Origin of the sequence: Psychroflexus aestuariivivens, assembly GCF_004010055.1 — a bacterium.
GTDB classification, from domain to species: Bacteria; Bacteroidota; Bacteroidia; order Flavobacteriales; family Flavobacteriaceae; genus Psychroflexus; species Psychroflexus aestuariivivens.
Genome location: NZ_RQVT01000056.1, coordinates 213572 through 227861 on the forward strand (window position 1 = coordinate 213572; position 14290 = coordinate 227861).

Consider the following 14290-nt stretch of genomic DNA (forward strand, 5'->3'; position numbering starts at 1 on the left):
TCAAATATAAAAGGAAATTACAAATCTCGACGTTTTAATAGGTTATAAGACCCATAAACAAATATTAAAGTCCAAACAACAACTATAAGCATTCCGAACCAGCTAACGTCATAGTCTTTTTCAAATCCAGGATTGATTTGAGAGGCTGCAGATTTGATTGTACTGAGTTTTGTTATCGGTTCCACAATTAAATTAGACATCGATTGCAATGGCAGAAAATCAACAATAAAATCCAATGATTTGGCTTGAAATCTAACTACTAATTGAATAATTCCTTCAAAAATCCACAATAAAAAAAGAAAACCCAAAGCGAATGCAGAACGTTTCAATAGAATTCCAAAAAACATGCATAAAGAAAAGAAGCCAGTCAGCTTGACAAAATAAGCTGGTAAATATTCCATTTCAGAAAAAATAATGTCAATTTCATCGTAATCGGAGAAAATTAAACCTAAAACCATGCTGACCAAAAACACCAAAATAGTTGAGGCTAATGCAAATACTAGAATGCTATAAAATTTCGATAAAATGAATTCTTCTTTGCTTAAACCATCGATCAAGTTTTGCTTCAAAGTACGATTGGTATATTCGCTAGACATCATGGAGACGATTACAATGGCCAAAAACAACTTCAAAAAAGCTAGAAAATAGGTGTTGAAATGCCATATGTAAGGAAAATTGAAAATACCCTGATCAGCAACCCTGAAATCTATAGAGCCAAAATTGAAGCGAATGGATGCAAACAAAGCGATAAAACAGAACAACACAAAATAGATAATACTTAGAATTTTGGAAGATTTGCTGTTCTTGAGTTTATGAAATTCTATAGATAATAGTCTAAACATAGTTTCTTATTTCTGGTTGGTAAGTTGTAAAAATTGTTCTTCAAGTGAATCTTTTCGCTGTACTAAATGCGAAAAAATAACGCCTTTAGCAAAGGCTTCTTCATTAAATTTTTGCGAATCGTAGGGTGAATCCAAAAAGGCTTTATATAAGTTATCTTCTAGTTCTGTAAATTTTTCAATCTTTGGGTGATTGCTTAAAAAGTCTTCAAGCTTGATTCGGTCATTACTTTTTACTTCAAAGAAACCATGTGTTGCATTCATTTGATCGACCAATCCAGAATATAGTTTCACACCATTACGAATTACAACCACGTGGGAACAGACCTTTTCAACTTCGTCCAACAGATGTGAAGCTAACAAAATAGTCATCCCATCAGCTGCGATATTCTTAATAATTTCTCTAATTTGGTGAATTCCTTGTGGATCTAAACCATTGGTAGGCTCATCTAGAATTAAAATTTCAGGATCATTCAAAAGTGCGGAGGCAATTGCTAAACGCTGTTTCATTCCTAAAGAATAGCTTTTAAAACTGTGCTTTTTACGATCTAGCAAATTGACAATTTCCAGTTTTTCATCAATTTTACTGTAATCAACACCTTTGATTTTGCAGACTAATTTCAGATTATCTTCAGCACTCATGCTTGGATAAAAGTTTGGGCTTTCTATGATGGCACCGACTTTTTTTAAAGCTTCGTGAGTTTGTTTATTTCCGTTAAACCAAGAAAAATTTCCTGAAGTTTTGTTGACGACATTTAACACCATGCCGAGTGTTGTAGATTTCCCACTTCCATTTGGCCCTAAAATACCGTAAACATTACCTTTTTCTATTTCAAAAGACAAGCGATCTACAGCAACAAGATTTCCAAATTTCTTCGTGAGTTCATCTATTTTAAGAATGGTTTCCAATGGTTTTGCTTTTAGTGATTCGACGGTTGAGTTAAAAATATGTTACAAAAAAGGCATTCAAATTTCATTATCTTTGAAAAAAAAGTTGATGGAACAAAAACTGATGTCCAAAAAGAAGCCGACTTTTCAAATAAATGTTCAGCTTCAAAAATATCTTCAAACTTACAACAGAAACACAAAAATACCTGTGTCTTACGACGACTTATTACGTTTTTCTGGTTCTATTGTGGTTTACGACAGGCACGATGAAGATACGCTTTGGGTGCGTTGTTATTATCCTGATTTTGAACGTGAGGAAATAGATAATAGCTTGAAACGTGTATATTTGATTCTGCATTCTGATGGTCGAAGTGAACATCTGGATTTTCTGAATGTGGACGCCATTGACTATTGTACATTTGGGAATTCAAAACCTTTCAGAATAAAAATCAGAAATGTTCTAAACGATAATTTCACCTATTTTTATGTCAAAAAAGCTGATGCATCTAGAATTTATGGTTTAGATTTTGAACATATTCTATCACCAAATAGAATCAATTTTTTAGTTTATAAGGACACTTTAATTGAAGAACACATTGCCGGAATTCCAGGAGATGTTTTCATCAAAGAAGAATTGCCAGAATGCGATTCACGTGCGCAAACAGAAATTGCCAAACAGTTTGTAAAGTTCAACGAACGCTGTACTTTACGACTTCTGGGCGATATGCGTTCGTATAATTATGTGGTAATTCCTACCCATGATTTTGACCATGTCGATTACAAAATTCGCGCAATCGATTTTGACCAACAAAATTATGAAGGCAATTTGAAAGTTTACCAGCCACATTTTTTTAAAGAAAACCGTCCAATGGTCAATTTGGTCAGCGAACGTCTGGCAGAATCTTCTATTGAACAATACAGAAAAGAAGAACGTTCGCAAGTTGCAAAACGATTAATTACTTCAGAAAAAAGATTCAGAATGTTGATTCGGTGCATGATAAAAGACACCGTTTCTAGTCAAGATAACGTGAACCAACTGCGCAGCGAATTGGTTACATATACCAAAGATATTCGCTTTAAACGCTGTAAAACCATGGGTCATATTCTAAAAACAGCTTTAGATTTCGTTAAAAGAAATTATCTGGACATTGAATAAAATCATTTGAAAACCTACAAATTGTAATAAACCAATTCAGTTTTTATATTTTAGTGCCGAATAAATTTAAATCGAAAAATAAAATGAAAATTATCTCTAAATTTTTATTGCTTTTAGGATGTAGCATCGTTTCCGCGGTAAGCTACGGCCAAATTGAAAATAACCAAGATGTATTCGATGAATTCATGAATCGAAATGGTAACCAATACCGAACAGCCTCTGGTAAACCTGGACCAGCTTACTTCCAAAATGAAGCTGATTATAAAATTAAGGTTAGACTAAATCCTGAAAATCACAGCCTCGAAGGTCAAATTATTATGACCTACATCAATAACAGTCCTCAGGACTTAGATTATATTTGGATGTTTTTGGAACAAAATAGATTTACTGAAAATTCTAGAGGTACGCTTACAACTCCGGCCGGAGGAAACCGTTATGTTGGCGATACTGGAAAAGGCGTCAAAATCACGAATTTGGAATCCAAAGTCAGACGCGCAACCTCAACAAAACACCTTATCAATGATACGCGAATGCAGGTCTTTTTTGACCAACCTTTGAAAGCTGAAGGTGGCAAAGCTGAAGTTTCTATGAATTTTGAATTCAAAATCCCTGTAGATGGCATGGATCGTATGGGAAGATTGTCCACCAAAAATGGTGAAATCTATGCGTTAGCACAATGGTTTCCACAAGTGGCAGTTTTCGATGACATTCAAGGTTGGAATATAGAACCTTATCTTGGTGCAGGTGAATTTTACTACGATTACGGCGATTTTGAAGTAGAAGTAACCGTCCCACATGATTATCTAGTCGTTGCTTCAGGTGAATTACTAAATCCTAAGGACGTAATGTCTGATAAACTTTATAACAGATATGAAAAAGCACAAAATAGCGAAGAAACGGTATATTTGATCAAACCAGAAGAAATTGGTGATGCCAGTCTTTTTGCTAAAAGCTCAGGAACACAAACTTGGGAATTTCAAATCGAGAATTCAAGGGATTTTGCATTTTCAGCATCTAAAGCATTTATTTGGGATGCGGCTAAAATCAATTTGCAAAGCGGTGAAGACTGTCTTGCTCAATCAGCGTACCCGATAGAAAGTGATGGTCAAGACGCTTGGTCAAGATCAACAGAATATAGCAAAGCTTCCGTAGAACATTATTCCGAAATGTGGTTCGAATATCCTTACCCAGCGGCGGTCAATGTAGCTGCAGATATCGGCGGCATGGAATACCCAGGATTGAATTTTTGTAGTTGGCAGAGTAAAGGCGCTAGTCTTTGGGGCGTCACTGACCACGAATTCGGACACAATTGGTTTCCGATGATTGTCGGCAGCAACGAAAGACGCTACGCTTGGATGGATGAAGGTTTCAACACCTTTATCAATTATTACAGCACATTGGCTTTCAACGATGGCGAATATCCAGCAAGATTGGGACAACCTAGAAATCTTACTGGTTGGTTTTTAAGCGACGAACGCGAAGGCATTGATACTTATCCAGATGTGGCAAATCTTAGAAATTTAGGTATGATTGCCTATTACAAGCCAGCTTTAGGCTTGATTATGTTAAGAGAATATATTTTAGGTGAAGAAAGATTTGACTTCGCTTTCCGTTCTTATATTGAAACTTGGGCTTACAAACATCCACAACCTAAAGATTTTTTCAATCACATGGAAAATGCAGCCGGAGAAAACCTGAACTGGTTTTTTGGAAATTGGTTTTATGGCACTGGCAATATCGATTTAGCCATCGACTCGCTGCGTGAACGAAATGGCGAATATTTCTTAACTGTATCCAATAATGGCGAAGTGCCAATGCCAGTCAAAATGAAAATTACTTACCAAGACGGAACCACTTCTATGAAAACTTTACCAGTTGAAATTTGGCAACGCGGCAATACTTGGACGCACAAATTTACGTCAGACAAAACAATCCAAAGCATAGAAATTGATCCGGATAAAATCTTACCAGATGTGAATTATTCCAACGACAAATGGCCTGTAAATCTTTATAAAGACTAGGAAAAAGAAACAAAATCTTAATATTTAAGCCATCCAAATTCAGTTTTGGATGGCTTTTTTTTGACTAAAAAATAAAATCTCGGAATTCTATGAGTTTGTAAATATACATTCCTGTAAATACCAAAGCGGTGATAAATTTCATAAACGTTGACGCTAAAAAGCCTAAAAATGAACCCCAAGCCGATCGAAAAGCCATTTTGGAATTGGATTTATTGAAAATCATTTCGCCTAAAAAAGCACCGACAAAAGGCCCAATTATAATTCCAAATGGTGGAAAAAACAAACCGACCACCAGCCCAATACTTGTGCCGTAAACCCCAAATTTACTACCGCCATAGCGTTTTGTTCCTAAAACAGGAACGATATAATCCAAAATAAAAATCAGTGTTGCTACGCCAAAAGTTACCAACAAAAATGTAATGCTCAAATCGATTTCAGGCGTGAAGTACATAATCAAAAATCCTAACCAAGAAATGGGTGGTCCAGGCAAAACCGGTAAAAAACTACCGATAATCCCAGCAATACAAAATAGAAATCCAAGGCTTAATAAAAATATCGTCATCTTTAGAATGTTGAAATTAAATTCAACCTAAAAGTACAGAAAAGCCGGAATTTAAAAATTATTTTTGCTGAAATTCTTGTTATGTCGTCCATTTATATTCACATTCCATTTTGCAAACAAGCTTGTCACTACTGCGATTTTCACTTTTCTACCTCATTGAAACATAAGTCTGAACTCGTCGACGCTATTTGCAAAGAATTGGAAATGCGCAAAAATCATCTGCCGGACGAGATTCAAAATATTTATTTTGGTGGCGGCACGCCAAGCTTGTTGAGTTTCGAAGAATTGGAGCAGATTTTTGAAACCATTGACAAGCATTATCAAGTTTCAGAAAAACCAGAAATCACTTTGGAAGCCAATCCAGATGATTTATCTGAGGACTATTTAAAAAAATTATCCAAAACCCGAATCAATCGTTTAAGCATTGGCGTACAATCTTTTTTTCAGGAAGATTTAAAATTGATGAATCGTGCTCATAATGCAGAAGAAGCTGAGCAGAGTATTCTGATGGCGCAGCGATATTTCGACAATATTTCTATCGATTTGATTTATGGCATTCCTAAAATGAGTGAAATGCGATGGACACAAAACATCGAAAAAACCATAGCTTTGGGCGTGCCACATATTTCCAGTTACGCCCTAACTGTTGAACCGAATACAGCACTGAAATATTTTATAGACAAAGCGGTGATTCCGCCAATAGATGATGATTTAGCAAAATTGCATTACGATATTTTACTTCAAAAAACCGCTGAAGCTGGTTTTGATAATTATGAATTTTCAAACTTTGGAAAAAGCGGTTATTTTTCTCAAAACAATACCGCGTATTGGACGGGGAAATTTTATTTAGGCATCGGGCCATCGGCGCATGGTTTTATTGAAAATACCAGAAGTTGGAACGTCAATCACAACATCAAATACATTAAAGCCATCAATACTGGTGAATTGCCTCAGAACACCGAAGTTTTATCGAAAACGGACGCTTACAATGAATATGTAATGACGCGTCTGCGCACAAAATGGGGAGCAAATTTGTTAGAAATTGAAGACAAATTCGGTTTAAATTTCAAAACCTATTTGCTTCAACAAGCTGAACCGCATTTCCAAAATGGATTATTGGAGGTGAATGAAAATTCAGTAAAAGTGACCAAAACTGGGAAGTTTCTTACCGATGGCATTGCTGCAGATTTATTCAAATTGAATTTAAAATAATTAATCTTAAGCGTCTCGTTTGTTCTTCGGCTTGATCATTCGTTTAATTTCGTTCAATTTCATTAGCGCTTCAACTGGCGTAAGCGTATCAATATCCAAATCTAAAATTTCTTCTTTAATATTTTCTAACAAAGGATCATCCAGATTGAAAAAACTAAGTTGCGGTTCAATTTGAGCCGCCTGTGCGACTTGATTGGCATCGTCATTTTCACGGTAAGATTCCAATTTTTTCAATATTTTATTGGCACGTTGAATCACATATTGTGGCATGCCTGCCATTTTAGCAACATGAATCCCAAAACTGTGTTCACTACCGCCAGGCACAAGTTTTCGAAGAAATAGAACTTTGTCTTTCAACTCTTTGACAGATACATTGTAGTTTTTAATACGGTCAAACTCTTTGGACATTTCATTCAGTTCGTGGTAATGCGTCGCAAAAAGTGTGAGTGCTTTTGAAGGATGTTCGTGAATATATTCCGTGATTGCCCAAGCGATAGAAATCCCGTCGTATGTACTGGTACCACGCCCAATTTCATCAAGCAAAATCAGACTGCGTTCAGAAATATTATTTAAAATACTGGCAGTTTCATTCATTTCTACCATAAATGTAGATTCTCCCATAGAAATGTTATCGCTCGCCCCTACTCTGGTGAAAATTTTATCAACCAAACCGATTTCAGCTTCATCTGCTGGAACAAAACATCCGATTTGACTTAACAAAACAATCAATGCGGTTTGTCTTAAAATAGCAGATTTACCACTCATATTTGGCCCAGTAATCATGATAATTTGATTGGTTTCTTTGTCGAGATGCACGTCATTACTGATATAAACATCTTCAGCTTTCAGTTGAGTTTCGATCACTGGGTGACGACCAGCTTTGATACTCAGATCGAAATGATCTGAAATTTGTGGGCGGTGATAATTGTTGGACAAGGCTAAAGCTGCAAAACCACACAAACAATCTATTTTTGCAATTTGTGTCGCATTTTGCTGAATGACCCGAATATAATCTTGCGACCAATGCACCAAATCATTGAAAAGTTTTTGTTCTAGAACTGAAATTTTCTCTTCAGCATTCAGTATTTTTTCTTCCAGAATTTTTAAATCTTCCGTAATGTAACGCTCGGCGTTGACCAAAGTTTGTTTTCTTGTCCACGAGTCAGGCACTTTGTCTTTATGCGTATTTCTGACTTCAATATAATAGCCGTAAACATTGTTGCTCCCAATTTTCAAACTTGGAATTTTGGTTTCTTCAGAAGCTTTTTGAAGCAATTCATCTAAGTAATCGTGTCCAGAAAACGCCATTTTTCGATAAGAATCCAATTCGTCAGAAAAACCGTCTCGGATGGCGTTGCCTTTGGCAATATTGACAGGCGCGTCTTCATGCAAAGCTTTTTTGATTTTGTCACGAAAAAGCACGCATGGATTGATGTGGTCTGCAATGGTTTGCAAAGTTTCGTGTTTGGATTTCTGAAGTAAATCGATTATTACATCCAGCGCATCCAATGAATTTTTGAGCGTCACCAATTCTCTAGGCGTAATTTTCAGGGTGGCGATTTTCGAAATCAGGCGTTCGATATCTGAAATTTGTTTCAACTGTTGAACGATTCCTTGTTGAATTTCATAATTCGATTTCAAAAAAGCCACGCTATCAAGACGCTGATTGATTTTGAAAATATTCTTCAAAGGCAAAGCCAACCAACGTTTCAGCATTCGGCTGCCCATCGCCGAAGATGTCTTGTCAATTACGTCTATCAAAGTGACGGCATTGGCTGAATTGGATTGGTAAAGTTCTAAATTACGAATAGTGAATTTATCCATCCACACAAAATCCTCTTTGACGATCCGAGAAATTTTATTGATATGCTGTAGTTGGTTGTGATTGGTTTCCGACAAATAATGAAGAATAGCTCCAGAAGCGATAATTCCTTCGTTGAATTCTTCAATACCAAAACCTTTCATAGAGGTGGTTTTGAAATGAGAATTGAGCGCATCAATTCCAAAATCGAATGTATAAACCCAATCTTCAAGATAAAATAAGTTGTAGTTTTCAGTAAAGCTAGCACTGAATTCGGTTTTATGTTTTTTGGAAATTAAAACTTCACTAGGGTTAAAATTCTGCAGAAGTTTATCTATATCTTCTAAAGTGCCTTCCGAAGTCAGAAATTCTCCAGTCGAAACATCGAGAAATGCGATGCCAAGTCTTTTCTTTTTTCCGATAAAAATGGACGCTAAAAAGTTATTTGATTTGCTATTAAGCACTTCATCATTCAGAGCGACTCCTGGCGTAACCAATTCTGTGACGCCACGTTTCACTATATTCTTTGTCGCTTTTGGATCTTCTAGTTGGTCGCAAATTGCAACGCGTTCTCCGGCTTTAACGAGTTTTGGCAAATAAGTATTGAGAGAATGGTGTGGAAATCCTGCCAATTCTGTTCGCTCACTTCCATTGTTTCTATTGGTCAAAACAATATTGAGTATTCTAGAAGCTTTGACGGCATCTTCACCAAATGTTTCATAAAAATCACCAACTCTGAACAATAACATGGCATCAGGATGTTTCTCCTTGATAGCGTTGTATTGCTTCATTAGCGGTGTGACTTTATCACTTTTATTTTTAGCCAAAATAAATTATTTTAAGGGGCAAAAATAGCAAAAGGAAAATTCTTAGGATATTATTTATTCAAAACAAAAATCCATCTCAAATTATACTTTGAGATGGATTTTAAATATTTAAAATATAATTAAATATGGAAAATTAGATGAAGTCTTCAACTGTTTTTACCATATCTAATGCTGATTGAACACTATCACGTTGTTTCTCAAGCACTTTTTTGGTTGAAGGCGTGAGGTCTGCATTTTGAATAATTTTATTGTAATCTTCAAGCGCCGCTTTCTCACCTCTTATGGCTTCTTGTAGGATTGCATCATCACTGTTGCTTGAAAAAGTAGATTTTAGATTCATCCAAGCGCGGTGAGCTTCTCCTTTCCAACTTGTTCCTTTATCAGGCTCTTCACCATAAGATTTTATTTCGTCTTTGAGTTCATGACCAAAATCATATCTATCGGTTGCTCTTTCCTTGAAAAAATTTTTAAGATTTGAATTTTTGACATTTTCTTTGGCTGCTATATAACCAGCTTCAGCATCGTAATTTTTCTCAAGTAATTCGTTTAACTTATTTGAAATTTCTTTTGTATACTTCATATCTTATTTTTTATTTCAAATTAAGAACGAACATTACATTTACAATAACTAAATAGTAGTTTAACACATTTATTAATAATATATTAGCACTACATTAACTAATTCAGGAATAATTTAATATTCTAAAAAGATCAGCGTAAAAAATAAAAGCGTTTTTGTGATTGTTGAAGTTTTTCTATTCCAAATATGAAATAATTTAAATGAAAATTCACCCTTGAAGAAAATTACAGTTATGCTTATTTTTCAAAGGGTTTATTGAAGTATGAAGCCAAGATAGTCTCAATATTATATTCCTATTTTCAACATTCAGATATAATTCATTCTCCAACTATGCTGAATAATATTGAAAACCTGTAACTCATAAAATTGTAACTAAAACATTTTTATATATCTAAAACAGGTACGTTGACGTGCTAAAGGAAAAAGTTGACTTTTGGATAAATCTGGATAAATGCTAGTAAAGTAAAAATGATTAAAAAAAGCCCAGTACGTGTGTACTAGGCTTTTTTTGCTCCCCCTCAAGGACTCGAACCTTGGACCCTCTGATTAACAGTCAGATGCTCTAACCAACTGAGCTAAGGAGGAATATTTTCGTAAAACTTATTCCGTTTTGCGGATGCAAATATAAAACCAATTTTTAGTTACACAAAACATTTTACATGAAAAATAAAATATTTTTTATCCACCAGTCAGCCAACGATACACATCATTACCATTAGCAAACAAAACCAAGGCTATAAGTATAAAGAAACCAATCATTTGGGCGTATTCCATTACTTTTTCATTTGGTTTTCTTCCAGAAATCATTTCGTATAACAAGAACATGACGTGGCCACCATCTAAAGCAGGAATCGGTAAAATATTCATAAATGCTAAAATAATAGAGATAAATGCTGTCGTTGACCAAAACGCTTGCCAATCCCACGCATCTGGAAATAAACTTCCAATAGCGCCAAAACCTCCTACTTGTGTCGCGCCTTTTTCGGTGAACACATATTTAAATTGAGCTACATAATCGTGCAAAGTCCAATACGCATAATCGAAACCAGCAGAGATACTTTCTCCTAAGGTATAGGTTTTTGTTTTAATATCTGAAGATGTTAAAGACTTCACATAAACACCAACCATTCCCTCATCTGTTGTAGTTACGCTAACTTCTTGCATACCTTCTGTATTGAGCTCTCTATTTAAAGCTTTATTTTCTGACACAGAATTCACATAACCAATACGAATATTTTCACCTTTATTCGCCTCGACCATTTCTGTAAATTCATGCCAATATTCAACTTTATTTCCGTTGACAGAAGTGATTAAATCTCCCTTTTTTAAACCAGCTTTCATGGCTGGTGTATCTGGTTTCACACTATCGATTAAAGGTTTTCTTACTGGTGAAAAGGATTGCATCTCACCCGCTTGAAAAAGCTTTTGACCGATATCTTCTGGCAATTCAATCACCTCAACACTACCATCAGGATGCTTCACTTCAACAGTTTCTACACTTCTTAATAGTAAAAACTTATTAATATCAATCTGGCTATCTAAAGGTTTCTGATTCACATTTAGAATCTTATCTCCATTCTGAAACCCATAATCTTGCATTATTTCATTTGTAGCGAGTCCGTCATCAAAAACTGAAGGATCTATATAATCTTCACCCCAAACAAAAAGCACCATCATATAAATGAAAAAACCAAGTACAATATTGACTGTCACGCCACCAATCATAATAATCAATCGTTGCCATGTCGGTTTACTCCTAAATTCCCATGGTTCTGCGGGTTTTGCCATTTGCTCTTTATCCATACTTTCATCGATCATTCCAGATATTTTCACATAACCGCCGAGTGGTAACCAACCTATTCCATAGACAGTATCGCCTATTTTCTTTTTGAAAAGTGAAAATTTCACATCAAAAAATAAGTAGAATTTTTCAACACGAGTTTTGAATAATTTCGCAGGGATAAAATGTCCTAATTCGTGAAGGACAATCAATATAGACAAACTCAAAATGAGCTGAATGGCTTTAATAAGAAATGGATCCATTAATTTAAAATTTTTTCAAGGTGCAAAAGTAAACTTTTAATATGGTATAGAAAATTTTTCATCGGCATTCCATTTGGCTCTTAACATATTATTGTAACAGTCGTTAGGCTTATTTCAGCAAAATCGGTTTAATTTTGTAAAAAAGTTTTTTACATGCTGAAGTTTTTCGCCAAATACAAGTTTTTTGCAGTGGTCATGCTCATTCTATCTGCGATTATCATCACCTTGATTTATCAACAACTGAAACCAACACCTAAACTTCCGGTATATCAACCTAGCATGGTTACAGCAGATTTGGTGGACACCACCATTCAATACGTTAGGAAATATCATAAAATTGGTGATTTCAAATTGATAAACCAAAATGGTGACACAATTACTCAAGCAGATTTTAAAGATAAAATTTACGTTGCTGACTTCTTTTTCACCACTTGTCAAAGCATTTGCATAGACATGGCGAAAAGCATGCAAACTTTGCAAAAAGAGTTCAAAAATGATGATGAAATCAAACTCCTATCCCACTCTGTTACACCAAAAATAGATAATGTGAAACAGCTCAAAAAATACGCTGAAGAAAAAGGTGTAATCGATGAAAAGTGGCAATTGGCAACTGGCGATAAAAAGCAAATTTATAGACTTGCCAGAAAAGAATACTTAGCCTCCAAAACCGAGGGCGATGGTGGGCCGTATGATTTGGTACACACGGAAAATTTTGTTTTAGTGGACAAAGAAAGACGCATCCGTGGGTTCTACGATGGCACCAATCCTGAAGAGATCGAACAACTTATCGATGATATTGCTATCTTGAAACTTGAATATGAAAAGCCTTGATTCTAAAATTTTTAATCATCATATTTGAAGATTGGTTATATATTTTTTTTATAAATTTGAAATGATTTAACTACAATTCAGCATTATGAAAACTTTACTATTTATAATCACTTTCCTAATATTTTCCAATCCAAATAGTTTTATTGAAGAAGCTAATCAAATTAAACTTAAATCAATTGAAATTGCAACAAAAAATAAGGATGGCAGTTATGAAATGAATGAAAACATTCAAAATTTGATAGAAAGCGCTGAAAAATTTTTAAATTTTGAAATTGATAATATTGAAATCATTCAAGATCAAGTTGAAGATTCAAAAGAAAATTACATTTTTTTATTGCTTACAAGCGAAGATAATGGCTGGAAATTAGCCACCCGAATTTTCGAAAAGAATCAAAAAGTTTATCCAGGAACTGAACAATTTCCGATTCAAAATTTGGAAAATATGTGGTTAGCACCAAACGCTGTTGTTTGCCACGGCTGTATAAATGGTTGTAATCCGAAATTGTATAAGTTTGAAAGTCAGTTGAGCTGGTTTTGTACTAATTCTGAAACTAAAAATGAGTGCTTAAAATCTGAGGCTGCAAAGCTTCAAGCGGATTGAAAATTTGATATTCGATTTATTTAAAATAATTTCTTAATTAAGACATCAATATCAATTAAAACAATACTAAAAACACCTAATAGAATAATGAATTTCAACAAATTGTGAAGTAACAAATAGTGTAGCTTTTGCGCTGAACGCCACAATTGCCAAAGGAAGACAATAAGTAAAACGACACAAAGTAAAAAATAATAATCCATATAACCAGAATCGAATTTTGTCACCAATACCAAAGCCGGAACAATGGTAGATATGACCAAAATCGAAATTAATTTTTTTGTAAATTTCACGTTGTATTTAACAGGTATAGTCTGATAATTTTGAGTAAAATCACCTTTAAGATTCTCCAAATCTTTCACCAATTCACGGATAAGAACCACCAAAAACAAAAATAAAGCGTGAACAAAAATCACCAATTCGAAATTTCTGTAATACACAAAAATTACAAAGAATGGCATAATAGCAAGCAAGCCTGCAGACAAGGTGCCCAAAAAAGCATATTTTTTTAATTTATGTGAATAAAACCAAAGTGAAAAAATATAAAAAGAAAAAAACAAAACCGCCTTAAAACCGACATAGCTTGCGATAATCACAGACAAGAAATTCAACAGGAAATAAACGCCAAGTTTAGTCTGTTGACTTACATAATTATCAAGCAAAGTTTTGCGTGGCCGATTTATTAAATCTTTTTCAGAATCGTAAAAATTATTAATCAGGTATCCAGAGGCAATAGCTAATGAAGTTGAAATGACAATCAAAAACAAATTAACATCCAAAACCACATCAGAAATAGGCAAATGATGAGCCATTATGAAAATCGACGTAAGGTATTGAGCTATTACAATAACCAATATATTGTACCCGCGAATAACCGAGAACAAACTCAAAAACTTGAGCCACAGATATCTGTTCTCTCTAGACATGTAATG

At 34.6% G+C, this 14290-nt stretch carries 12 protein-coding genes and 1 tRNA gene; 5 read left to right on the forward strand and 8 right to left on the reverse strand.

Annotation, left to right across the window (positions count from 1 at the left end):
- Positions 1–17: 17 nt before the first annotated feature.
- Both EIG86_RS12415 and EIG86_RS12420 read right to left on the reverse strand, forming a co-directional pair.
- A complete protein-coding gene (locus EIG86_RS12415) occupies positions 18–842 on the reverse strand; it encodes an ABC transporter permease (RefSeq protein ID WP_127846501.1) in 825 nt (274 codons plus the stop codon).
- 6 nt (positions 843–848) lie between these two features.
- Positions 849–1748 (reverse strand): ABC transporter ATP-binding protein, encoded by a 900-nt coding sequence (locus tag EIG86_RS12420; protein WP_127846502.1) that lies wholly within the window; start codon positions 1746–1748, stop codon positions 849–851.
- An 88-nt stretch (positions 1749–1836) separates the two neighbouring features.
- Here EIG86_RS12420 and EIG86_RS12425 point away from each other — a divergent pair, with 88 nt between their 5' ends.
- Positions 1837–2883 carry a hypothetical protein gene (locus EIG86_RS12425; protein WP_127846503.1) on the forward strand — a complete coding sequence of 349 codons (1047 nt, stop codon included), beginning with the start codon at positions 1837–1839 and terminating at the stop codon, positions 2881–2883.
- An 83-nt stretch (positions 2884–2966) separates the two neighbouring features.
- The gene (locus tag EIG86_RS12430; protein WP_127846504.1) at positions 2967–4904 is read left to right on the forward strand and encodes a M1 family metallopeptidase; all 1938 of its coding nucleotides are present in this window, start codon (positions 2967–2969) and stop codon (positions 4902–4904) included.
- Positions 4905–4968: 64 nt separating this feature from the next.
- Here EIG86_RS12430 and EIG86_RS12435 read toward each other — a convergent pair whose 3' ends face one another.
- Positions 4969–5466, reverse strand: coding sequence for a DUF456 domain-containing protein (locus EIG86_RS12435; RefSeq protein WP_127846505.1), 498 nt, complete (start codon positions 5464–5466; stop codon positions 4969–4971).
- 81 nt (positions 5467–5547) lie between these two features.
- Between EIG86_RS12435 and hemW the strand changes: the two genes are divergently transcribed.
- Positions 5548–6678, forward strand: a complete 1131-nt coding sequence (gene hemW / locus EIG86_RS12440) for a radical SAM family heme chaperone HemW (RefSeq protein ID WP_127846506.1) — start codon at positions 5548–5550, stop codon at positions 6676–6678.
- 6 nt (positions 6679–6684) lie between these two features.
- Here the strand turns inward: hemW and mutS are convergent, their stop codons facing one another.
- From mutS to rseP, 4 genes are all read right to left on the reverse strand, one after another.
- Complete coding sequence (gene mutS, locus EIG86_RS12445) at positions 6685–9270, reverse strand: DNA mismatch repair protein MutS (RefSeq protein ID WP_394342218.1); 2586 nt, start codon at positions 9268–9270, stop codon at positions 6685–6687.
- Between the two features lie 169 nt (positions 9271–9439).
- Entirely contained in the window at positions 9440–9886 is a 447-nt protein-coding gene (locus EIG86_RS12450; RefSeq protein ID WP_127846508.1) for a ferritin-like domain-containing protein, read from the reverse strand.
- A gap of 511 nt (positions 9887–10397) precedes the next feature.
- Positions 10398–10471, reverse strand: a tRNA-Asn gene (locus tag EIG86_RS12455).
- A gap of 93 nt (positions 10472–10564) precedes the next feature.
- On the reverse strand, positions 10565–11929 hold the full coding sequence (rseP, locus tag EIG86_RS12460) for an RIP metalloprotease RseP (RefSeq protein ID WP_127846509.1): 1365 nt from the start codon (positions 11927–11929) through the stop codon (positions 10565–10567).
- Positions 11930–12082: 153 nt separating this feature from the next.
- On the opposite strand from rseP, the gene EIG86_RS12465 reads away from it, so the two are divergent.
- Together EIG86_RS12465 and EIG86_RS12470 are read left to right on the forward strand one after the other, a co-directional pair.
- Positions 12083–12760: an SCO family protein gene (locus EIG86_RS12465; protein ID WP_127846510.1), complete on the forward strand. Its 678-nt coding sequence runs from the start codon at positions 12083–12085 to the stop codon at positions 12758–12760.
- 85 nt (positions 12761–12845) lie between these two features.
- Positions 12846–13361, forward strand: coding sequence for a hypothetical protein (locus EIG86_RS12470; RefSeq protein ID WP_127846511.1), 516 nt, complete (start codon positions 12846–12848; stop codon positions 13359–13361).
- Positions 13362–13381: 20 nt separating this feature from the next.
- Here the strand turns inward: EIG86_RS12470 and EIG86_RS12475 are convergent, their stop codons facing one another.
- Entirely contained in the window at positions 13382–14284 is a 903-nt protein-coding gene (locus EIG86_RS12475; protein WP_127846512.1) for a geranylgeranylglycerol-phosphate geranylgeranyltransferase, read from the reverse strand.
- Positions 14285–14290 lie beyond the last annotated feature (6 nt).